This window comes from Streptomyces sp. JB150 (assembly GCF_011193355.1).
In the GTDB taxonomy this organism is placed as follows: Bacteria; Actinomycetota; Actinomycetes; order Streptomycetales; family Streptomycetaceae; genus Streptomyces.
This window is the reverse complement of sequence record NZ_CP049780.1, coordinates 4,318,742-4,340,236: the sequence shown is the minus strand read 5'-3', so window position 1 is coordinate 4,340,236 and position 21,495 is coordinate 4,318,742. Positions and strand designations below refer to the sequence as shown.

Genomic DNA, 21,495 nt, shown 5'->3' with positions numbered 1-21,495 from the left:
GATCAGATCCCCACAGTGAAGCCGTTGGACCAGACCTGCATCTCCTGGATGATGCGGTCCCACACGCCGGTCAGCAGCAGCACACCGGTGGCGATCATCATCGTGCCGCCGGCCCGCATCACCCACACATAGTGGCGCTTGACCCAGCCGAAGGCGCCGAGGGCCTTGCGGAAGGCGACCGCGGCGAGCACGAAGGGCAGGCCGAGGCCCAGGCAGTAGGCGACGGTGAGCAGGGCGCCGCGGCCGGCGCTGGCCTGCTGCATCGCGAGCGCCTGCGCGGAGGCGAGGGTCGGGCCGATGCAGGGCGTCCAGCCGATCCCGAACAGCGCGCCGAGCACCGGCGCCCCGGCCAGCCCCGCGACCGGCCGCTTGTGGAAGCGGAACTCGCGCTGGGTGAACCAGGGCATCAGGCCCATGAAGAACACGCCCATGAGGACCATGAGAACGCCGAGCACCCTGGTCAGGGTCTCCTGCTGCTCGCGCAGGCTCTCGCCGAAGTAGCCGAACAGCGCGCCGCCGGAGACGAAGACGGCGGTGAAGCCGAGCACGAACAGCGAGGCGCCGGCGACCATCCGGCCGCGCCGGGCCTCGGCGAGATCGGTGCCGGTGACGCCGGTCACATACGACAGATAGCCGGGGACCAGCGGCAGGACGCACGGCGAGAAGAACGAGACGAGCCCGCCCAGCACGGCGATCGGCAGGGCGAGCAGCAGCGCCCCGTTGAGCACGGTCTGGTTGGGGTCGGTGGCCGCGGCGAGCGTGACGGTCACGTCACTTCCCCGACTTCTCCGACGCGCCCGGCCCTTCGGCCAGGACCGGCTCGATCATGCCGCGCAGCTTCTCCTCGCTGAGCGCGGACAGGGCGCGGGCCGCGATCCGGCCGTCCCGGTCGATGACGAGGGTGGAGGGGATCAGCTGCGGGTTGAGCGTGCCCTTCTCGAACCGGAGCATGAGCTTGCCGGTCGGGTCGTACAGGCTCGGGTAGGTGATCCCCTGCTCCTCCTCGAAGGCGAGCGCGGGGGTGGTGCTGGTGTCGCGGGTGTTGATGCCGACGAACTGCACGCCCTGGTCCTTGAGGTCCTTGTGGACCTTCTCGAAGTTCTCCGCCTCGAGCCGGCAGGGACCGCACCAGGAGCCCCAGAAGTTGAGGACGAGGACCTTGCCCCGGTAGTCGGCGGTGCTGAGCCGCTTGCCGTCGATGGTCTTCCCGGACAGCTCCGGTGCCTTGGCGCGCTCGCCCTTCGCCGCCGTCGCGATGCCCGACTTGCCGGTGACCAGATTGGTGTCACCGCCGCCCGACGTCCCTCCCCCGGACGAGCACGCGGACAGCGCCAGCGCGGCGGCGAGGGCACCGGCGAAGAGCAGGGGGGTACGGCTGGCGGCACTCATGTGAAAAGTTTCGCATGTCCGTTCCGGGGATCTTGGGCACCCCCCTTACAGGCGGAAACCCCCATTTCAGAACCGCTTCCGGGCGCCCTCAGAGCCGCTTCCAGCCCCCGGCGGGCGCCTGCCCGACCTCCAGGGTGCGCAGCTTGTCGAGCACCTCGGGCCGCTGGACGTCGAGCCAGTCCGTGAACTGCCGGAAGGAGACCAGCCGTACGTCCCCGCCCTTGTCCTTCTCGCGCGCGATGTGGGTCAGCGCCTCCTCGACGGCGTCCATGTAGATGCCGCCGTTCCACTGCTCGAAGTGGTTGCCGATGAAGAACGGTGCCCGATTTGTCTCGTACGCCCGCCTGAAGCCCTGGATGTACGCCTGCGCCGACTGCTCCCGCCACGCCGGGTGGTGGTGCGCGGGCGCGTTCGTGGAGTTCAGGGACTGGTTGGCGAGCATGTTGTAGTCCATGGACAGGACCTCGAAGGAGCGCCCGGGGAAAGGTATCTGCTGCAGCGGGAGGTCCCATATGCCCTGCCTCTTCACCGGCCAGACCTGGCGCCCGCCCGGCGAGGACGCGTCATAGCGCCAGCCCAGCTCGCGCGCCGTCGGCAGCAGGTTGTCCTGCCCGAGCAGACAGGGCGTACGGCCGCCGACCAGTTCCTTGTCGTAGTCGAACGGCAGCGGCGGCAGCCCGGTCCACCCGGTGTTGGTCTTCCACTCCTTGACGAACGACGTGGCCTGGTCGATCTCGCTGCGCCACTGCGCCGGCGTCCAGTGCGCGACCGAGCCGCGGCCCTCGCCGCAGAAGTGGCCGTTGAAGTGGGTGCCGATCTCGTGCCCCTCCAGCCAGGCGCGGCGGACGTACGTCAGCGTGTCCTTGATGTGGCCGTCGGTGAGGTAGCCGATGTCGGAGGCGCCGCGGGGGTTGTTCGGCGGGTCGTAGAGCCGCTTCTTCGACTCGGGCAGCAGGTACAGCCCGGAGAGGAAGAAGGTCATGTGCGCGCCGTGTTCCTTCGCCAGGTCGAGGAAGCGCGGGAAGAGCCCGTTGCCGACCTCGCCGGCGCCGTCCCAGGAGAAGACGACGAACTGCGGCGGGGTCTGCCCCGGCTCCAGCGGCTCGGGCGCCGGGGGCTGGTGGGGCTGCTTGCCGGTGTAGGCGGTGGAGCCGTCGCCGAGCGGCCGGGCCGGGGGCCGGCTCGGCTTCTCGTCGCCGTTCTTGCGCCCGGGGGAACCACCGGCGTGACCGACGTCCTCTGAAGGGGTGGGGTTTCCGCACCCGGCGATCCCGAGCGCGGCGGCGGTCCCCGCCCCGAGTGCGATCGCTCCCCTGCGGCTGATGTGACGCATGCCGTCCCCGTCCGTTGTGCTCTGTGCTGGTCCACCTGGACAGAGGGCACGACGAACGGGTTGGTTGCCCCGAAATCATCTTCTTTTCATAAAAACCAGACGTGCGGGGCTTTCACGGCACTACGGACGTATGCACCTCACGCCCCGAACGCCTTGTCCTGCCCCTTCACCGGCCGGGCACCGGCGCGCAGATGCGGGGGCACCAGGTCGATGGCGGGCTCGCTGTAACCCACGGAGACGATCCGGTCGCCCTGGTAGGTGAAGGACGTCAGCGAGGCGAGGGTGCACTGCCGGCGGCGCGGGTCGTGCCACAGCCGCCGCCGCTCGACGTACGACCGCACGATCCAGATCGGCAGCTGATGGCTGACCAGCACGGCCTCGCGTCCGCGGGCCGCGTCCTTGGCGGCGTCCAGCGCGCCCATCATCCGCACCACCTGGTCGATGTACGGCTCGCCCCAGGACGGCTTGAACGGGTTGACCAGGTGCTTCCAGTTCTCCGGCCGCTTCAGGGCGCCGTCGCCGACACCGAAGGTCTTGCCCTGGAAGACGTTGTCGGCCTCGATCAGCCGGGCGTCGGTGGCGACGTCCAGGCCGTGCGCCTTGGCGATCGGCGCCGCGGTCTCCTGCGCGCGCTCCAGCGGCGACGAGCCGACGTGGGCGATGTCGCGGGAGGCCAGGTGCTCGGCGACCCGGTCGGCCATCCGCCGCCCGAGGTCGGACAGGTGGTACCCGGGCAGCCGCCCGTAGAGGATGCCGTCCGGGTTCGCGACCTCGCCGTGCCGCATCAGGTGGACGACGGTGATGTCCCGGCTTACGGCGCTCATGCCGTGGCCTCCGCGGCCGCGCGGGCCGCCGCCGGGAGAGCGTCGGCGATCTTCTGGAGGGCCCGGTCGTCGTGGGCGGTGGAGACGAACCAGGACTCGAAGGAGGACGGCGGCAGGTAGACGCCGTTCGCCAGCATCGCGTGGAAGAACGCGGTGAAGCGGAACGACTCCTGCGCCTTGGCGTCGTCGTAGTCGCGGACCGGGCGGTCGGTGAAGAAGACGGAGAACATGTTGGAGGCGTTCTGCAGCGTGTGCGCGACCCCCTCCTTCGTCAGCGCCTCGCTGACCAGCGCCTGGATCTGCTCCGAGACGGCGTTCACCTTGGCGTACGCCGCGTCGTCGAGCAGCCGCAGCTGGGCCAGCCCGGCGGCGGTGGCGACCGGGTTCCCGGAGAGGGTGCCGGCCTGGTAGACGGGACCGGCGGGCGCGAGGTGCGCCATGACGTCGGCCCGGCCGCCGAAGGCCGCGGCCGGGAACCCGCCGCCCATGACCTTGCCGAAGGTCATCAGGTCCGGGACCACACCGTCGATCCCGAACCACCCGGCGCGGCTGGTGCGGAACCCGGTCATGACCTCGTCGGAGACGAACAGCGCGCCGTTCTCGGCGCAGACGTCCTTCAGCCCCTGGTTGAAGCCGGGCATCGGCGGGACGACGCCCATGTTGCCGGGCGAGGCCTCGGTGATCACGCAGGCGATCTCGCCGGGGTGCGCCCGGAAGGCGGCCCGCACGGCGTCGAGGTCGTTGTACGGCAGCACGATGGTGTCGCCGGCCTGCGCGCCGGTCACACCGGGGGTGTCGGGCAGCGCGAAGGTGGCGAGCCCGGACCCGGCGGAGGCGAGCAGCGCGTCGACGTGCCCGTGGTAGCACCCGGCGAACTTGATCACCTTGGCCCGCCCGGTGAAGCCGCGGGCGAGCCGGATGGCCGACATGGTGGCCTCGGTACCGCTGGAGACCAGCCGCACCTGCTCCACGGGCGCGACCCGGGCGACGATCTCCTCGGCGAGCGCGACCTCGCCCTCACCCGGCGTACCGAAGGACGTGCCGCGGGCGACGGCCTCCTGCACGGCGGCGATGACCTCGGGGTGCGAGTGCCCGAGGATCATGGGCCCCCAGGAGCACACGAGATCCACGTACTCCCGCCCGTCGGCGTCCGTGAGCCAGGCCCCCTTCCCGGACACCATGAACCGGGGCGTTCCGCCCACGGCGCGGAAGGCGCGCACCGGGGAGTTCACGCCGCCGGGCGTGACGGCCGCCGCACGGTCGAACAGGGCCTGCGAGGCAGGCGCTTCGTATGAATAGGGCAGTTCGCTCATGACCTGCGACTTCTCCGACTTCTCGGACTCCGGTTGCTGGGTGACCTCCTCAGGGTAGGCGGCCGGAGAACCGAGCGTCGGCCCCACCCATCTGCGAGACTGGGCATGGCTTGGTCAGAGGGGCCGAACTCCCGGCGCGAGGATCTGGCGGACCGGTGTTTCCCGGCACGTTTCGGCGCGCGGTCGTGGGGGAGGTCACTGACACGATGATCGGGTTGCGCGGCGGGGGCCACGCGTCCTAGAACAGCAGTCGGGTGGAGATATGCATCGCGGTGGCGGACTGGGCGAGGGGACTGACGACCTGGGTCCTCGACGTGCCCGGCGGGGAAGGCACCGACGCGAGGCGGAGGACACGACCGAGACACGTCAGGCACGGAATCTACCGAGTGAACCCGAGCGGTTCGACCGACGTATGGACGACGGACGGATCGACCGCCTGCGGGCGGGGAGCAGGAATGGTGGTCGGGTGGGGGTGACGTACAAGTACTTCGGCGCGCCGGACGGTGCGACCGCGGCCCGCGTCCCGATCTCGATGCGCCCCGAGGAACTCGGCGGCGACGAGCTCGGCATGAACGGCATGTTCACCAAGATCAAGCCGGAGACGATGGCCGCGATGGTCCTCACCGGCATCGAGGGCGTCCCCCTGCACAAGGTCCCGCCCCTGGAGCTCGTCGTCCTCCACCCCGACTACGCCGTGGTGAAACTCCCCATGACGGTCGTCGACCCCCTCCGCGACATCGGCGAGGAGGCCGTCGGCGCGGCGGCCTTCATCTGGTCCACGGTCCCGGACCGCGGCGGCCCCCGGGACGCGTTCAACGTGTACCAACTGCTGCACGAGTGGCAGGACTTCAGCCACCGGCTGCATGAGGCGGGGCATCAGCCGTATTGCCTTGTGTGGCCCTGATCTGGGGTTTCTGCGGGTTGGGCGGGGTCTTCGGGCCTCGCCCTTTTTGACCCGGAGGGGGGCCGTCAGGCGGCCAGGGCACATTGAGGGCACATTGGTTTTGCCGGGGACGCTGATGTGCCCTGGGCTTCTCGTGCCGACTCCTCCATGAAGGCATCGTCGATCGCCTTGCGGGTTCGCGTCTCGCTGGATGGCAGCAGGTGCGTGTACGTCCGGAGCGTGAAGCCCGGATCCGAGTGGCCGAGGTACTCGGAGAGCGCCCTGATGCTCTCCCCCGCGTCCAGGAGCACGGAGGCGTAGGCGTGCCGGAGCGCGTGCATCCCGTCCTCCCGGGCCGCCTGGAGGTACCTCGCACCGCGCTCACGCGGCGGGATCACGCCGGCGCCGGCCAGGGCGCGCTTTCAGTCCCCCATGTTGAAGACGCTGCGGTTGTAGGCCCGCCCCTTCTGGTCGACGAAGAGGAAACGGAAGGTCTTCGTCTCGCCGTCCGGCTTGGCCCAGGCCAGGGTCACTTCGACCGGCGGGAACACCTTCATTTGGGCCTTGAGGGCAGCGGCAAGCTGGGCCGGTAGAGGCACGGACCGGATCTTGTTCCCCTTGGGCAGCGCGAAGACGGGCTTCGTGCCGACGAGCCGCACCTGGCGGTTGACGTGGATCCAACCGGTCCTGAAGTCGATGTCCTCGACGGCAAAGCCGCCTCGCAGCGGAGCCGGGCAGCCGACGCAGGCCCAACCCGTGGCACCAGGCACGGCAGCAGCCGAGCGCATCCTCCACCACCTCGACCACGGCGACGACGAAGCCGCCCAGGCCCACATCGCTGCCCTCGGCGAAGCCATCGACGTCCTGCCGCTGCTCGCCCCCAGCCACCTACGGACACATCTGCAGCAGGCCGCCATCGCCTTCGAGCGCGCCACCCGCTCCCGCATCCGCGCCCAGCAGGACCAGGCCCGCGCCCTGCGGGGTGCCGTCCGAACCCTGCGCACCGCGCCGGTCACCGGCGACGGCTCCGGGCTGGCGATGTTCCTCGACATCGCCGTCCTCATCGTCATCGCCACAGCCCGCTGGCACCAAGCCCGCCGGCACGACCAGCAGGTCGCCGCCGCCCACCAGACCCTGGCCCATCTCCAGACCGCCTACCGACAGGCTGCTGCCGGGCCGCTGGCCGCCCTGGCTCAGCGCCAACCACCGGCACGCGCCATGGAACGGCATGCCCAGCGGATCCTCGTGATCCTGCCCGACCACGCCCAACAGGTCCTCGACGACCCTGCCTGGCCCGCACTGGCCGCAGTCCTCACCGAAGCCGAGAACGCCGGCCACGACCCCGAGCAAACTCCTCCAGCACGCCGCACGCCAGCGCACCCTCGACGACGCCCGCTCCACCGCCAGGACCCTCACCTGGCGCGTCCAACGCCTCGCCGCCCGGCAGGCTCCCAGCGCCCGAGCACGGGCTGCCCAAGCCCGCACCAGCGTTGCAGCCCGACCGACACAGCCTGGCCAGACTCCATCCAGCCCGTCACAGCCTGGCCTGGCGGCACCTGCTCGACACCGGTGATGCCGTCAGCGGGCGCGGAGGTACCTGCCGCGTTCACCCTCAGGTTTCCCACACCGAGGGAACAGCGTCACCGCACCGTGTTGGCCAGAGGCTCCAACAACTCCAGCGCCTCCTGCCAGCGGAAGCGGTCCGCCGCGCCGCCGGCCCTCGGCCGGTGCGGTTCGCAGGAACCGATCAGGACACCCATCCCCCTCAGCCGGTCCAGACTCTGCTGGTAGGCGGGGTGGGCGGCCTGGGCGGAGTTCAGGTAGGGCAGGGCCACGGTCGGGATGCCCATGCCGTACGCCTCGCACAGGATGCCCAGGGCGAGGATGTCGGAGATCCCGGCGGCCCACTTGTTGATCGTGTTGAAGGTGGCGGGAGCCACGGCGATCGCGTCTGCCGGGGGCAGGGGGCGCGGGTCTCCTGGTGAACGCCAGGCGGAGCGGATCGGGTAACCGGTCTGTGCCTCGATCGCCGTGGTGTCGATGAAGCCGAGTCCCTGTGGTGTGGCGATGACGCCGACATCCCAGTTCGCCTCCTGGGCGGCTGTGATCAGCTTGCCGGCATCACGGGCAACGCCTGCCGCGCACACGACGATGTACAGGAAGGGCTTCTTGTCCGGGGCGGTCGGTTCGGTCACGCGGGGACTCCCAGTTGGCGACTGAAGTGGTGCAGTTCCGGCAGGGTACGTCGGCGGTCGCGGGCGGCCATGTCGGCGACCAGGTGGCGGATGTCGGGGCGGCGGATGTCCTGGGCGGCGCAGGTCTCGGCGATACGCAGGGCTTGGTAGCCTTCGGCGAGGCGGCCCTGCTGGCTGTAGGCGCGGGCCGCTTCGACCCATAGTGCGGCCCGGCGTTCGGGCACCGGGATGTGCCGGCGCATGAGGGGCCGGGCAGCCTGAAGGGCGAGGCCGGCGTCGCCGAAGGCCACCAGAGCGCTCAGCTCGTGCAGAGCGACGTTGGTCGGGCTGAAGGTGGCCCAGGCGTCGGGCCGGTCCAGGGTCACGTACCGGGAGACTTCCTTGGCCTCGGTGAGGAATTCCTTCGTGGCCGCGCGATCACCGCGGCTGCTGGCCGCGGTCACACCGCGCAGGAGCAGCAGTCCGACGGCGGCGAGGTACTTCGGTGAACGCCGGTCGTAGGAGCCGGTGAGCTGGTCCGCGGTGTGCCGTACCAGGGTGACGGCCTCTGTGGCGTGCTTCTCGCGGACCAGGACGTGGGCCTGGACACGGACGCTGGAGGCGAGAACGACCGGGTCGCCTGAGCGTTCGGCTTCTGCCATCGCCCGGCCGACGGCGAGCCATGCGTTGCCCTGGTCGTGCTGCTTGAGCAGCAGGCTCGTCGCCGTCTGGTACGCCGTGGCCAGGAGTCGGGACACGGTGTCCCTGTCCGTCGCATCACCGGCCGCCAGACGCAGGTCGGCGATCAGGCTCGGGAGGGTGCGCTCCAGCTCTGTGTAGTGGCAGGTGTGGAAAAGCTTGAGTGCTGATCCGACGCGCTCGTACAGGACGGCCGTGTCCTGGGGGCCATCGGTGCCCGCAGGGCCGGGACCGGGCAGGAGGGCCTGGACTAGGGCGGTGTGCGAGGCCGAAGAGCCGGCCGGGGCCGCGAGCGCTGCGATGCTCGCGGCGAGGAAGGTGCGGCGGTGCATGTCGTCAGCTTCTTGATCGGCGGCGGGGACGTCCTGAGCTTGGGCAAGGCCCAACTCATGAGGCGGTATGTTCAGTTCCTGCGCGATGGCGCGTAGTACGCGGATGTCCTCCGTGCCGCGACCGCTCTCCAGACGGCTCACCTTGGACTGGTGATACCCGAGCGCTGCGGCAACGTCGTGCTGTGAACGCCGCTGTAACACCCGTGCTCGACGGATCCGTTCTGCGATCCGTCTCGCTTCCCCATATGCATCGGCCATCTGCCACGGCTCCCTCCGCCGTCGCTGATCCTGCCTGCTGAACCGAGCATAGGTCAGCCGTAGTTCGCGGTGATGCAGCTCCTGCATAAGTCATGCAGCGCCAGCCTCAGGGCTCACCACTCACGGCGACGGCCTGGTTGCTTGGTGTGGCCCCACCTACACCGGGAGGCCGCTCATGGAAGCGCACCAGCTCGCTCTCTCCCTACCCACGACGCCCGCCGCAGCAAGCCAGGCCCGGCACCAGGCCGTGGACGCTATAGCGGGCTGGGGCTGGGGACTGGGCACCGAAGTGGTGCACGCGGCCGAACTACTGATCAGCGAGCTCGTCACCAACGCGGTCCAGTACGCCGACACCGGATCCGTCGCGCTCGTGGTCCGTCTCGACGAGGCCGTCCTGCGGATCGAGGTCTGCGACAGGAGCCCGGTGCTACCCCACCCGGCTCTGCCCGACGCGGAGCGCGAGGGCGGCCGGGGCCTGTTCCTCGTCGCCGCTCTCGCCGACCGGTACCACGCCGAACCGACCGAGAACGGCAAGCGCTGCTGGGCCGAGATCGACCTGCCCAGCAAACCCAGCCAGGAAGTCGCCTGCTTCCTCCCCCTCCAGAGGAGTTGATGATGACGACCACCCACGCCCCCAGCGTGGCCGCCGAGGTGATCGCCGTACGCCCTGGGCCGCCGCTCGCCGGCACCGTGAGCGTCGACGGCTCCAAGAACGCCGCTCTGCCGCTTCTGGCCGCTGCGGCGGCCTTCGGTCGCCCGGTCCGATTGAGCAACGTCCCGGACAGCACGGACGTCCAAATCATGCTTGTTCTGCTGCAACAGGCGGGCTGGCATGTCACGCAGCCCGTCGGTGAACCGACCACCTATGTGATCCTGCCGACGGAATCATCTCGGGGACTGCCCGATCTAACGCAGGCAGCCCAGATCCGAGCCTCGTACTATCTCGTCCCTGCTCTGCTGGCGCGTTACGGCCAGGCGCGGCTGCCCTGGCCGGGCGGCTGCCGAATCGGTGCGCGCGGGATGGAGCTGCACTTCAAGGTGTACGAGGCGTTCGGCGACCGAAGCCGGCAGGACAGTTCCGGATACGGCATCGAGGCCCACACCTCACAAACCGGCACCGTCTCCATCGCTCTGCCCTTCCGCTCCCGCGGTGCGACCGTGGCCGCGACACTGCGCGCCCTCACGACCGGCCGGCCTTTACGGCTGGGTCAGCCCAATCTCTCGCCCGAAGTCCTGAGCGTGCTCGACGCCCTGAGTTCGGTGGGCTGGGAGACGCGGGCCGGCGAACATGTACTCACTCTCTCGCCGCCCTCCTCGTCGCCGACTGCCCCCGCTGCCTGGACCGTGCCCGGAGACAAGATCGAGGCAGCCACGCTGGCCTGCGCGATCGCCGCGACGCGCGGTACTGCCCGCATCGACGGCGTGCAGGGCAAGGACGTAGGCCCGTTCGTGGCTGCCCTTTATCAGCTCGGCATCCCCGCAGACGCGGAGCCGGGTGGCCTTACTGTCCGCGCGCATGAGACAGCCCCCACTGGTCGTCCCCTGCGGGCCATCGCCTCTCTGAGCCCGGCGGGCCTCGACGCCGACTTCGAACCACCGCTCATGGCACTCGCCCTCGGACTGCCCGGCACGCATCTGTTCGCCGACGCCATCAATCCCGGCCGCCACGGCAACCTGCTGCCGCAGCTGACCCGCCTGGGCGCCGACATCGAGGAGATCTCCCCCACCGAATGCCGCCTGACCGGTCCCCAGCAGCTGACGGGCGCGGGCGTCGAAGCCACCGACATCCGCACCGGGTCCGCCCTCATGGTCGTCGGCCTCACAGCCCGAGGCGTCACCACCATCGGCGGCCTCGACCAGCTGCGCCGCGGACACGCCGACCTGTCCGGCAAGCTGCGCACCCTGGGCGCCGACATCTGCGAGGTCACCCCATGACCAGCGATGGCCGCGTCCTCCGCCAGATCGTTGCCACGACCGACGTGCATTCCGCTTTCGACAACGCCGCGCCGTTCCTGACTCACCTCCACGCGCTACGCCCGACCTCGCTCATCGTGGACTGCGGCGACTTCTTCGAAGGCAGTGGGTACTACCGCCTCGGTCGCGGCACGATCGAGCGGGAGATCCTGCTCGGGCTCTACGACGTGCTGGCCCCTGGCAACCATGGCCGGACCCACCACTTCGAACCCGACCTTCACCGGCGCACTGTCTGCGCCAACGCCATCGATGCCAACACTGGCGACGCTCTCTTCCGCCGCCTGCACATCGCCGATATCGATGGACGGCGCGTCGGCGTAACCGCCGTGATCGGTCAACAAGCCTTCCACTCGATCCCGGCCGCCCAACGAGCCGGCCACTGCGTCACCGATCCCCTCCAGGCCCTGCGCGAGGTGATTCTCGCCCACCACCATGACGTGGACAGCTGGGTCCTGCTCAGCCACTCCGGCTTCGACGAAGACCGGAAACTCGCGGCGGCCTGTCCGTTCCTCGACGTGGTCTTCGCCGGGCACTGCCACAGCGATCAATATGGGCCGGTCCGAGTCGACGGCACCCTGGTCGTCAAGGGCCGGGAGCTCGCCGAAGGCTATGCGATCGCCACGCCCGTGGGCGCGGGATGGGGCGCGGGCACTACATCCTTCCCGGATCAGCTCCCGAGCTTCGTCCCCGCGGAGCTTGCGGGCCTGCGCTCACGCATCGAGGACGTCAGACAGCAGCTGGCCGCCGTCCTCGGCCCCATCAGGCTGGCCTACCGCCACCAGCCCCTCGACCGGCGCAACCTGCTCCTGGACCTCGCCGCCCGCCTGCGTAAGGCACTCGGGGCAGACGCGGTCATCCTCAACGAGACGGCACTACGCGCTGTCCCCCTCGGCGACACCCTCACCCAGGGCCACCTGCTCTCCATCGAACCGTTCGCCAACCAGCTGGTGCACGCCCACGTACCTGAGCCGGCACGCAGCGACCTCCCCGGCTGGCTGTCACAGCTGAGCACCCAGACCGGCCCGCTCGTCACCGCCCCCGATCCCTTGCCGGATGCCGTCACCACCGTGCTGACCACCGACTACCTCGGCGACACCTACCTCGGCGATCGCACGCACGAGGCCGGCCTGCGTCTGGACCAGGCAGTCCAACACGTCCTCACCACTACCGACACCGCGGAAGGAGGCAGGCAATGATCCTCACCGGCCCGGAGATCACCGCTGCCGCTCATGACGGCCGCCTCCACATCACCCCGTTCGCCGCCGATCAGGTCAACCCCAACAGCTACAACGTGCGTCTGGGCCCCACCCTGATCACCTACACGGCCCCCGTCTTGGACCCCTATCGGCCCAACCCCACTCACGAAACCAGCATCGGCCCGGACGGCCACATCCTCCAGCCAGGTGAGCTCTACCTCGGCCACACCCTCGAAGAGGTCGGCTCCGACACCTTCGTCCCGCTGCTGTTCGGCCGCTCCTCCGTCGGCCGCCTCGGCCTGTTCGTCGAGATCACCGCCCCCATCGGCGACATCGGCTTCCACGGCCAGTGGACGCTCATGCTCACCCCGATCCGACCGCTGCGCGTGTACGCCGGCATGAAGGTCGGGCAGATCATGTTCTTCGTCTCCACCGGCGCCATCGACCTCTACCGCGGCAAGTACCAGGCCGCTGCAGGACCGCAACCCTCCGCGTACTGGCGAGACCTCGCCCGACTCCGGGGGGTGGCATCATGATCCTCACCGGCCCCGCCATCGCGGCCGCCGTCCAGGCTGGCGAGATCACCATCGACCCGTACGAGCCCAGCCGCGTCTCCCCCAACGCCTACGACTGGCGCCTCGGCAACACCATCCGCGTCTGCGACGGCGACCTCGACGCCGCAATGCCTACCACCTTCACCGAGCAGGCCATCCCCAACGCCGGCCTGGTGCTGCGCCCTGGCCTGCTGTACCTGGGCATCACGCTGGAGCGGACTGGTTCGGAGACGTACGCGCAGATGCTCAACGGCGACCGCACCACCGGCTCCCTGGGCATCTGGGTCCACGTGTCGGCTCCGCTCGGACACCAGGGCCATGCGATCCGCTGGACGCTGGAGATCCGCGCCGCCCGACCGGTGCGCGTGTATGCGGGCATGACCTTCGGCAAGCTCGTCTTCCTCACCACCTTCGGCGCCCCGGCCAGCTACCAGCAGCAGCCGGCCAAGTACGCGTCCACGGAAGGCATCGACATCTCGCGCCTCTACGAGGAGATCGACGGAGGAATGCGGTGAACGCCAGCTCGGCCACCGACCCGATGGCCGCCACCTTCCTGGATCTCCCCGTCGGAAGCCCCGGCGGCAGCGTCGAGCTCTTCCTCGACCTCTACACCGGCAAGCAACCGCTCATCCCGGCCCGCGCCTTCATGCTCGCACCACCTGGTCACGCTCCCCGTCCACCCGCCGGCCTCAGCCTGCTCCCCGCAGCAGGCAAATGCCTGGAAGGAACAGCCTTCAGCCGCTACGTCACCACCCTGCGCAGAGCGCTTACAGCCACGCTCGATCCCACACGGATCGACGTCCTCCACTTGCAGCACCTCGCGTTCGGCGCCACCCCAGCCCTCATCCGCGCCCTACCCACACACCCCCGGATCGCCCTCGTCCACGGCACGGACCTGCTCTTCGCCGAGACCTACCGAGACCAGCTCCAAGTGTTGCGCGAGACAGCCAGGGCCGCCGACGCCATCGTGGTCCCCACCAACGCAATGGCCGACCGCCTCCTCAAGCTCGCCCCGCAGATCGACCGCCGCAAGATCTCCCACATCCCCTGGGGCATCCCCGACCACCTGCTTACCGCCCCGCCCGCCCGGCCGGCCCGCACCTCCACCAGCCACCTGCGGCTCCTGTACGCAGGACGCCTGACCGCCGAGAAGGGTGCCGAGGCCCTGATCAAGAGCCTGGCTCCGGTGGTCGGCGTCGAGTTGAGCGTGGCGGCGCCCAGAGCCCAGTTCCACGCGCTGGCCCCGCTGCTGCAACGAGCTGCCGTACGAGTGCGCTACCTCGGCTGGCTCCGCCGCCCACAGCTGTGGAAAGCCTTCACCGAACACGACGTACTGGTCATGCCGTCCACCACCCTGGAAGCCATGGGACTGGTCGCGCTGGAAGCCCAGGCACGCGGACTCCCAGTCCTCTACCAGCCCGTACCCGGCCTCAGCGAAGCCCTCGCCGCATCCGGCATGGCCACCGACTTCACCCACTCCGCCGCACTCGCGCACGACCTCGACCGGCTGAGAAAGACACCCGGGCTGATGACCAACCTGCGCCAGGCGGGCTACGCAAACGCGGCACGCTATCCCCTCTCGGCGACCGCACGATTGCTGACCGACCTCGGCCGACAGCTCACCTGAACCGACCGCCAGACGACCCGACACGTCACTACCCGAACCGCTCCACGAACGTCACTACGCTGACCGACGGGACACCCCCGGCGAAGAGGGAGACCATGACGTACGACCGCGACCGCATCGAAGCCCTGCTCGACGAGGGAGTCCGCGACAAGGTGTACCCCGGCGCCGTGTGGGCCCTCGGCAACGCCACCGGCACCCTCGGCCGGGGCACCACCGGCGTCCTCGACCCCGACGAGCCGGAGGTGCCGATGCGCACCGACACCGTCTTCGACGCCGCCAGCCTCACCAAGATCCTGGCCGTCTGGTCCTCCATCGGGGCCCTGTGGGAGGACGGCACCCTCGACCTCGACCAGCCGCTCGGCAGCTTCTGGCAGGAGGTCACCGGCCACCCACTCGGAGCCGTCACCGCCCGGCAGCTGCTGACGCACACCGCCGGCGTCCCACTGCGGGCGCAGCTGAAGAACCTCTACGGCACCGACCCCCAGGAGATTCGCCGAGGCGTCCTCCAAGAACAACTTCATCGGACACCCGGAGAAGCCGTCGAGTACACCGACCGGGCCGCCCTCATCCTCGGCTACCTCGCCGAACACCTCTCGGGCCGCCCCTTGGACCAGCTGGCCACCGCCCGCACCTGGCACCCCCTAGGCATGACCGGCACCCGCTTCGGCCCCCTGCCCGCCGACCTCGCCGCCCGCTGCGCCCCCACCGAACTCGACCAGGACACCGACACCCACCTCAAGGGAGTCGCCCACGACTTCTCAGCCCGCCTCCTGGGCGGCGTCTGCGGCATCGCCGGCGTCTTCACCGTCCTCGACGACCTCGCCACCTTCCTCCAGTACATGCTCGCCCCCGCAGCGTCACAGCTCCGGGCTGATTTCGGCATCGAGTGGATCAACAAGTCCCTGGCCATCGAGACGGGGCAGCTCCAGCCCGCTCGCGGCCTGTTCTGGCACCCCGCTCCTGGTACCACCATCGAGGAGGACGTCTGGGTCCACTACGGCTTCACCGGCACGGGCATGTGGATCTCCCCCACCAAGGACCGCTGGGCGGTGCTCCTGACCAACAAGCTTTACTACACAAGGGATCGTGGGCCATTGACCGAGGTTCGCAACACCTTCCGCGAACTCGCCTTTGATTGATGTTTCAAAAAGGGGCCCAGCCCCATCCGACGTCCACCACCTGGTGTTGAGCGCAACGCTGCCCATCCGCCTGTTAGACGGCTGACCTTACTCGCACAGCGGTCATCGCCGGTGTCCGAAGGTAAGTGTGTGAGCAGCTGGCTGTTCCACTCCCAGATCGCCAGGGAGATACGGCGTGCGCTACCTAGGCCGGAACGATCCAGTCCCACGGTCTCGCCCTTCGTACGGGCGATTCGCAGCGGCGCACCCCGGAAACCGTGAGTGAACGAGACTACAGGCTCGACATCAACATCAGTGAGGTCGTCGCAACGGCTCTGAATGTGCTCGCACAGAGACCGGGCGTCGTCCTGAAGTCGCTCCTTGATCCCGGCCTCGATCGACTGCAACTGGCCCTCAAGCGTGGGGTCCGCCATATGGGCCTGGTAGCGGCCCATCAGCGCGGTCTTCACCGCAGCGTCGGGATCGGCCGACTTCCCGTCGAATGGCATCAGCCGGGGCATGCGGCGCTCCATCTCCTTCGGAGCAGGAACCCAGCCCGACGCTGAGGCGTGAGCCATGCCGTACCCGCAGAGGGCTGGCTCGATGTCGCCGCGTTTTATGGACGACAGCTCAGGGAGCAACTGCTTGGCGAGGGCTCTCACCTCGTTGAGGGACAGCTTGGAAGGGTCACGCAGTCGTTCGTCGTCCGCGAGCGGCGCCCAGCACTCAAGGACGGGGTCCTCACCGTTGACAGCGCGCCGCCGTACGCGCAACTCCTCGGTCGGGAAGCCGAACGTTTCCAACTCCCAAGAGTCGAGGGTGAACTGTCCCTCCACCCATGTGGTCGAACACCGCAGGAGAGGCGCCGAGTCATCGACGTCTACGCCATCCGAAGCGTCGAGCTCGTACGTACGATCGTCCTCGGTCAACTGCTCATTGCCCACAAGGAACGCCAGCGCGGCAAGCACCGCGCTCTTACCGCCGTCGTTCTGGCCGGCGAGGATGGTAGGTGTGCTGACCGGAATGTCACGGACGTCCTTGAGGGATCGGAATCCGCACACGGTGAAGCTGTGCAGGTGCACCGTTCTCAGCCGCTCCGTTCCCTAGCGCCTCGGGGCAGACGCAAGCCACCAGGGGCGCCTCGCCCCAGACATCGACCTGGGCAACAGCCAACCCAGGCGCATCATCTTATGTCTTGTGGAGATAGCCTGTTGGCGCTGTGAACGGATCTGACCGATTCAGACCGACACCGCACGAAGCCTGCCTGCCTCGGGCTCACTATCACGGCTCACGGGGCCTTCATCGCCCCCGAACCGCACCACGCCCGCGTCCTGTTCTCAGGCATGCAGCCGTCCTGAGCAGTGTCCACACGTGTGCGGGCAGGCCCGTCTACGATCAGCCGCCATGGACTGGCTGGAGCGGATAGCGAAGCTGAGGCAGTGGACCAGGAGCGGTACCCGCGCTCCGCACAAGCCGCTGCTGCTCCTGTACGCCCTCGGCCGGTTCCAGGATGATGCCGACAGCGGCCTGCAATACACCGCAGTGGAACAGGACCTGCAGCGCCTCCTGACCGAGTACGGCCCACCCAACAAGACGACACCCGCCTATCCCTTCCACCACCTGGTCAGCGACGGCGTATGGGAAGTGCGCACCGATCGCGGACCGGGAAGCCCTGGAAGCGGAATACGGGACCTCCGGGAGACGGGCGCCACCGGGCAGCTCGCGCCGGACTTGAGAGCGGCGCTGCGACGCGAACCAGACCTGCTCGGCAGAATGGCGCAATTGCTGCTCGACCTGCACTTCCCACCCTCCCTGCACCGAGAACTGTGCGAAGCCGTCGGCCTGGAACTGGAGCCGGCGGAGGCCGAGCAGCTCTCGCCCGTACACAGGCAGCGGGACCGGAGGATGCGGGAGCTGGTGCTGACCGCCTACGAGTACCGGTGCGCCTTCTGCGGATACGACGGCAGGATCGGCGCGGTGCCCGTCGGGCTGGAGGCCGCCCACGTGCGCTGGTGGGCGTTCGGAGGACCCGACGAGATCGAGAACGGGCTGTGCCTGTGCTCGCTGCACCACAAGCTCTTCGACAAGGGCGTCCTCGGCCTGGGAAACGACCAACGCATCCTGGTGTCACAACGCTTCGTTGGCCACAGCCCCGCCGCCCGCGACCACGTCATAGCCCTCGCGGGCCGCCCACTCATCGGCCCCCAGCCGGGTGCTCGCCCTGTTGCCGCAGTTCACTGCGACTGGCACGCCCGACAGGTCTTCCACGGCGAACCGCGCCCTGCCACTGCCTGAACGCTGCTGCGCCCACAATCAACTGTTCAGAGAGTGGCCCTCACTTGTAGTGCTACTTTCATCATATGACGCCGAATCAGTCACGGAATATTTGGTGCTACTGTTTTGAGGTCTGATACGAGGTGGTGTCGTGTATGGCGATCACTGAGCTGCAGGCGCAGCCCGGGATGCTCGTGCTGGCGCGCGAGTCCCGCGGGCTGACGCAGGCTGAGGTCGCCGCAGCTATGACCAAGGCGTCGCCAGGCGGCGCCACGCCGGTTTCCCAGGGCTACGTAAGCCGAGCCGAGGCTGGTCGTCTCGTCGTCACACATGAGCGTCTTGAGCTGTACGCTGCCGCGCTTGGCTACCCTCCTGAGTTGCTGTGCCTGGATCCGCAGGTCAGCGGCATCGGGGTGGGCCTGGTCCACCACCGCAAGAAAGCAGCTTTGACTGCCTCCGCTCTGCGACGCGTGCACGCCCATGTGGTGCTCTCACGGATTCAGCTGAACGGCCTGGCGTCCGCAGCGGCATTGCCGCCAGTCTCACATCGCTTCTTCAGAGTCCCACTGGATGACCTCACCACCCCGAAGGACGCTGCCCGGCGAGTCCGCAGGGAGTGGAGCGTGGCCCCCGGTCCGGTACCCGACATGGTCGCGGTGCTGGAGAATGCCGGCGCACTGGTGATCACCCGCGACCTGGACAGCGACCTGTTGGACGCCGTAAGCCAGTGGGAAGCGGGCGGGCGTCCTCTGCTCCTGGTCAACACCCGGGCACCGGGCGACCGACGTCGCTTCAGCATCGCGCACGAGCTGGGTCACCTGGTGATGCATGACGAGCCGGGCACAGGGTCCACGCAGGAGAAGCAGGCCGACGCCTTCGCTGCCGAGTTCTTGATGCCTGCCTCCGATATCCGGCAGGCGTTCTCCGGCGGCGTCGATCTGACCAAGCTGATGGAGCTGAAGCGGGTTTGGGGTGTCTCCATGAGCGCGCTGCTGCGCCGTGCCCAAACGCTCAACGCCGTCAGCGAGTGGCAGTACCGCACCCTGATGATCGAGATGTCAGCGCTCGGCTACCGGACCGCAGAGCCTGTTGATGTCCTCCCTGAGCAGCCGCAGCGCCTCGTTGCCCTTGTCAACACCTTGCTGACCGACCGCCAGATGACTCTGGAGGATGCGGCTGCCTGCGCGCACCTGCTTCCTGAAGACTTCCAGCGCCTGTACGTCGAGGGCGCCGGTTCATCATCATTCCCGGCCTTCCGAAGGTGACCATGACCGACCGTTCCGCCCCGCTGCCTCGTCCGCGCTCCGATCTGACCGAGCCTCCCGACGCTGCGGGTGCGCCAGACCGGCCGGACAGCCTGAACGGTCTGCAGGGCCGCATGCTGATCCAGGTCAGCGCCGCCCGGCTCGGCTACGTCCAGGGGCAGGTCGACCCGGTACGCAGTGGGCTCATCCTGTGTGGCACCGACGCCGTGAAGAAGGCCGGCGCCCTGCGATACAGGGAGGGCTACGCCGCTCCACTCCTGATCGACCCAGCGGTGTACGAGGTCAGCGCCGCGACCGAGGAGAACCCCTTCCCCTACGACGTCGAGCCCACGCTCTTCCTCGACGATCCCCTGGAACTGTCTCTGGCCGAGCAGCGGGACGCCGGAGCAACGCTCCCCATGACCCCCACCGGCTACATCAGGGCCGAGGACTCCGATGCCCTCCGGGCCGCCGTGACCCGTGTCCTGGAACTCGACGACCCAGAGGTGATCTTCGCCGCTCCGGTGGATGTCTCCTGGCTACGCGACGAGGAATCGACCCGCCAGCTCATCGCCTACCTGCGGATGGTCAAGGGGCCGAAGGCCATCATGCTGGGCGGACAGATGGACCCCCTGGCGCGTTACGCCAAGGCCGTAAGCCATCTCAAGCAGGTCATCGAGGAAGTCCCCGGGGCTGCCCTGCTACGCACGGATCTCGCGGCATTCGGCGCGCTGGCCTTCGGTGCCGCCTTCACAGCCTTCGGCGCCAGCAGCCGCTACCGGCACGTCGTCGCCCCCGGCGAAAAAGCGCAGACCAACAAGAGCATCCCCGTCCAGTCACCGCACGTTCTCTTCCCCAACCTGATGGCCTTCTTCCTGGGTGAGACGATCGCCAAGCGTTACGGTGGCGCCGAAGCTCCGGTCTGCTTCTGCTCGGCCTGTGTCGGCAAGCTCGCACTGGACGCCTTCACAAGCAATCGCGGCGAGCTTCCTGCCGCAGCGGCGGCACACAACGTCGCGGTCCTCATGGAGTGGCTGCGTGCCCTGACTTCGGTCAAGCCCGGCACAGCACGCCAGCAGTGGTGGTTCGACCGCTGCCGTAAAGCTCTCGATCAGTACGAACTGATCAACACGTCCATCAGGCAGCCGAAGGCGTTCAAGCCTCCGGCGCAGCTCGATCGATGGGCGTTGACCGCTCCCGAAACCGCCAAGACACCAGCTCAGACAGCCGCCGCCGAGCGTAGGCGCTGATACACATCCTCGACGAACCACCAGGCCGCAGCGGTGTGCCGGGGCGGCCTGTAGTCCTCCGGCTCCAGTACCAGCTCGACCTCGTCTCCAGAGGCGACGAACACGCCAATGCCGTAGAAGTCGGCCTCGACGAGGACCTCATCCAGTCGGGCTGGAAGACGGTCCAAGAGCATGGCCCGGCGGCAGAAGGGAGCAAATTGGCCCGCTCGCTCAAGGCCCTGGCGCCACCCGGAAGCGCGAACCACAGCAAGATCCACCTGCAGGGGCCGCACGGCACGTCGGGTGACCGTCTTCCGGTCTCGCTCCACCGCTCCCGACGGCAGCCCTCGCACCGCCCGCCGCGCCGGCGAGTCCAGCGATTGCAGCGGAACAGGAACGCCCACCGGGAGTGTCAGCAGGCACTCAAGATCGGGCAGCTTATCCACCCGGGCGGCGGAGACTTCCTCGCGCCGCGCATGCTCGCCCTCGTTCAGACGGTAGAAGCACAGCGCCTCGGTCCCGAAGACAGAAACAGTTCGGGCCTGCCCGCCCGGCTCCAGCAAGGCGCGAGAAGCCTCCCGCACAGAACCGCCCGTCAGGGAACTCGCCAAGGTCACCATGGCCCCCACCCTGCCTCACTGGGATTCGACCGCATGCAGCGGCCCCGCGTTCATCCAAGCCGTATGCGTACGGGTACACCCACCAAACAGCTCAAGACGCCTCGCGGACACTGCCCGACTGGGATCCTTCTCCGCATCACTGCCCTCATCACGGCGTTCTGAGCGCGAAAGCTGGGCCTGAACGCGCCTCCCCAGCCACGTCCCCGGAGGGCACATCCAGGGCACATGAGCCTGGGAAACGGCGTTGACCCGTGAGAACTACCGAGACGAGTTCCCGCAGGTCAACGCACGTTTCACCGAGAATGCCCAGGTCACAACCCCGCCTCTTCCAATCGCTGCACGAGTGGCAGGACTTCAGCCACCGGCTGCACGAGGCGGGGCATCAGCCGTACTGCCTGGTGTGGCCCTGAGCTGCGACCTCCACCGACCGGCCGCCTCGGCGGCGTGTCTGGGA

The 21,495-nt window shown here is 68.8% G+C and carries 22 protein-coding genes and 1 pseudogene; 12 read left to right on the top strand and 11 right to left on the bottom strand.

Annotated elements, in window-relative coordinates; genetic code table 11:
* Nucleotides 1-2: 2 nt before the first annotated feature.
* The 5 genes from G7Z13_RS20240 to hemL form a co-directional block, all read right to left on the bottom strand.
* Nucleotides 3-770, bottom strand: a complete 768-nt coding sequence (locus G7Z13_RS20240) for a cytochrome c biogenesis protein CcdA (RefSeq protein ID WP_166001283.1) — start codon at nt 768-770, stop codon at nt 3-5.
* Between the two features lies 1 nt (nt 771).
* The gene (locus G7Z13_RS20235) at nt 772-1,389 is read right to left on the bottom strand and encodes a TlpA disulfide reductase family protein (protein ID WP_166001281.1); all 618 of its coding nucleotides are present in this window, start codon (nt 1,387-1,389) and stop codon (nt 772-774) included.
* Nucleotides 1,390-1,477: 88 nt separating this feature from the next.
* Nucleotides 1,478-2,722 carry a hypothetical protein gene (locus tag G7Z13_RS20230; RefSeq protein WP_166001280.1) on the bottom strand — a complete coding sequence of 415 codons (1,245 nt, stop codon included), beginning with the start codon at nt 2,720-2,722 and terminating at the stop codon, nt 1,478-1,480.
* A 137-nt stretch (nt 2,723-2,859) separates the two neighbouring features.
* Complete coding sequence (locus G7Z13_RS20225) at nt 2,860-3,546, bottom strand: histidine phosphatase family protein (protein ID WP_166001278.1); 687 nt, start codon at nt 3,544-3,546, stop codon at nt 2,860-2,862.
* A complete protein-coding gene (hemL, locus tag G7Z13_RS20220) occupies nt 3,543-4,859 on the bottom strand; it encodes a glutamate-1-semialdehyde 2,1-aminomutase (protein WP_166001276.1) in 1,317 nt (438 codons plus the stop codon). Before hemL ends, G7Z13_RS20225 begins: the two co-directional genes overlap by 4 nt.
* 466 nt (nt 4,860-5,325) lie before the next feature.
* Here hemL and G7Z13_RS20210 point away from each other — a divergent pair, with 466 nt between their 5' ends.
* Nucleotides 5,326-5,763 (top strand): hypothetical protein, encoded by a 438-nt coding sequence (locus tag G7Z13_RS20210; RefSeq protein ID WP_010353923.1) that lies wholly within the window; start codon nt 5,326-5,328, stop codon nt 5,761-5,763.
* Nucleotides 5,764-5,828: 65 nt separating this feature from the next.
* On the opposite strand, the gene G7Z13_RS33750 is transcribed toward G7Z13_RS20210, so the two are convergent.
* Nucleotides 5,829-6,083 carry a tyrosine-type recombinase/integrase gene (locus G7Z13_RS33750; protein ID WP_240926281.1) on the bottom strand — a complete coding sequence of 85 codons (255 nt, stop codon included), beginning with the start codon at nt 6,081-6,083 and terminating at the stop codon, nt 5,829-5,831.
* Between the two features lie 81 nt (nt 6,084-6,164).
* A complete protein-coding gene (locus tag G7Z13_RS33745; protein WP_240926280.1) occupies nt 6,165-6,341 on the bottom strand; it encodes a hypothetical protein in 177 nt (58 codons plus the stop codon).
* Nucleotides 6,342-6,469: 128 nt separating this feature from the next.
* Between G7Z13_RS33745 and G7Z13_RS33740 the strand changes: the two are divergent.
* Nucleotides 6,470-7,315, top strand: a pseudogene (locus G7Z13_RS33740) (mobilization protein); the annotation flags it as partial.
* Nucleotides 7,316-7,382: 67 nt separating this feature from the next.
* Here G7Z13_RS33740 and G7Z13_RS20195 read toward each other — a convergent pair.
* Together G7Z13_RS20195 and G7Z13_RS20190 are read right to left on the bottom strand one after the other, a co-directional pair.
* On the bottom strand, nt 7,383-7,937 hold the full coding sequence (locus tag G7Z13_RS20195; protein ID WP_166001268.1) for a flavoprotein: 555 nt from the start codon (nt 7,935-7,937) through the stop codon (nt 7,383-7,385).
* Nucleotides 7,934-9,205, bottom strand: a complete 1,272-nt coding sequence (locus G7Z13_RS20190; RefSeq protein ID WP_166005141.1) for a helix-turn-helix transcriptional regulator — start codon at nt 9,203-9,205, stop codon at nt 7,934-7,936. The genes G7Z13_RS20195 and G7Z13_RS20190 overlap by 4 nt, the downstream gene beginning before the upstream one ends.
* Before the next feature lie 175 nt (nt 9,206-9,380).
* Here G7Z13_RS20190 and G7Z13_RS20185 point away from each other — a divergent pair, with 175 nt between their 5' ends.
* The 7 genes from G7Z13_RS20185 (at nt 9,381) to G7Z13_RS20155 (ending at nt 15,695) form a co-directional block, all read left to right on the top strand.
* On the top strand, nt 9,381-9,818 hold the full coding sequence (locus tag G7Z13_RS20185) for an ATP-binding protein (RefSeq protein WP_166001266.1): 438 nt from the start codon (nt 9,381-9,383) through the stop codon (nt 9,816-9,818).
* A gap of 2 nt (nt 9,819-9,820) precedes the next feature.
* Nucleotides 9,821-11,140 (top strand): UDP-N-acetylglucosamine 1-carboxyvinyltransferase, encoded by a 1,320-nt coding sequence (locus G7Z13_RS20180; RefSeq protein ID WP_206313115.1) that lies wholly within the window; start codon nt 9,821-9,823, stop codon nt 11,138-11,140.
* Nucleotides 11,137-12,375, top strand: coding sequence for a metallophosphoesterase (locus tag G7Z13_RS20175; RefSeq protein WP_166001264.1), 1,239 nt, complete (start codon nt 11,137-11,139; stop codon nt 12,373-12,375). The genes G7Z13_RS20180 and G7Z13_RS20175 overlap by 4 nt, the downstream gene beginning before the upstream one ends.
* Complete coding sequence (gene dcd / locus G7Z13_RS20170; protein ID WP_166001262.1) at nt 12,372-12,911, top strand: dCTP deaminase; 540 nt, start codon at nt 12,372-12,374, stop codon at nt 12,909-12,911. Before G7Z13_RS20175 ends, dcd begins: the two co-directional genes overlap by 4 nt.
* The gene (locus tag G7Z13_RS20165; protein WP_166001260.1) at nt 12,908-13,444 is read left to right on the top strand and encodes a deoxycytidine triphosphate deaminase; all 537 of its coding nucleotides are present in this window, start codon (nt 12,908-12,910) and stop codon (nt 13,442-13,444) included. The genes dcd and G7Z13_RS20165 overlap by 4 nt, the downstream gene beginning before the upstream one ends.
* Before the next feature lie 23 nt (nt 13,445-13,467).
* Entirely contained in the window at nt 13,468-14,556 is a 1,089-nt protein-coding gene (locus tag G7Z13_RS20160) for a glycosyltransferase family 4 protein (RefSeq protein ID WP_166005137.1), read from the top strand.
* 95 nt (nt 14,557-14,651) lie between these two features.
* Nucleotides 14,652-15,695, top strand: a complete 1,044-nt coding sequence (locus tag G7Z13_RS20155) for a serine hydrolase domain-containing protein (protein ID WP_166001258.1) — start codon at nt 14,652-14,654, stop codon at nt 15,693-15,695.
* On the opposite strand, the gene G7Z13_RS20150 is transcribed toward G7Z13_RS20155, so the two are convergent.
* Complete coding sequence (locus G7Z13_RS20150) at nt 15,629-16,756, bottom strand: AAA family ATPase (RefSeq protein ID WP_240926279.1); 1,128 nt, start codon at nt 16,754-16,756, stop codon at nt 15,629-15,631. The two genes, G7Z13_RS20155 and G7Z13_RS20150, sit on opposite strands and share 67 nt — an antisense overlap.
* 322 nt (nt 16,757-17,078) lie before the next feature.
* Between G7Z13_RS20150 and G7Z13_RS20145 the strand changes: the two genes are divergently transcribed.
* From G7Z13_RS20145 to G7Z13_RS20135, 3 genes are all read left to right on the top strand, one after another.
* Nucleotides 17,079-17,969, top strand: coding sequence for a phosphorothioated DNA-binding restriction endonuclease (locus tag G7Z13_RS20145; protein ID WP_166001256.1), 891 nt, complete (start codon nt 17,079-17,081; stop codon nt 17,967-17,969).
* Nucleotides 17,970-18,103: 134 nt separating this feature from the next.
* Complete coding sequence (locus G7Z13_RS20140) at nt 18,104-19,213, top strand: ImmA/IrrE family metallo-endopeptidase (protein ID WP_166001253.1); 1,110 nt, start codon at nt 18,104-18,106, stop codon at nt 19,211-19,213.
* 2 nt (nt 19,214-19,215) lie between these two features.
* Complete coding sequence (locus tag G7Z13_RS20135) at nt 19,216-20,442, top strand: hypothetical protein (RefSeq protein WP_166001251.1); 1,227 nt, start codon at nt 19,216-19,218, stop codon at nt 20,440-20,442.
* Here the strand turns inward: G7Z13_RS20135 and G7Z13_RS20130 are convergent.
* Complete coding sequence (locus G7Z13_RS20130; protein WP_143655927.1) at nt 20,412-21,041, bottom strand: hypothetical protein; 630 nt, start codon at nt 21,039-21,041, stop codon at nt 20,412-20,414. The two genes, G7Z13_RS20135 and G7Z13_RS20130, sit on opposite strands and share 31 nt — an antisense overlap.
* Between the last annotated feature and the right edge of the window lie 454 nt (nt 21,042-21,495).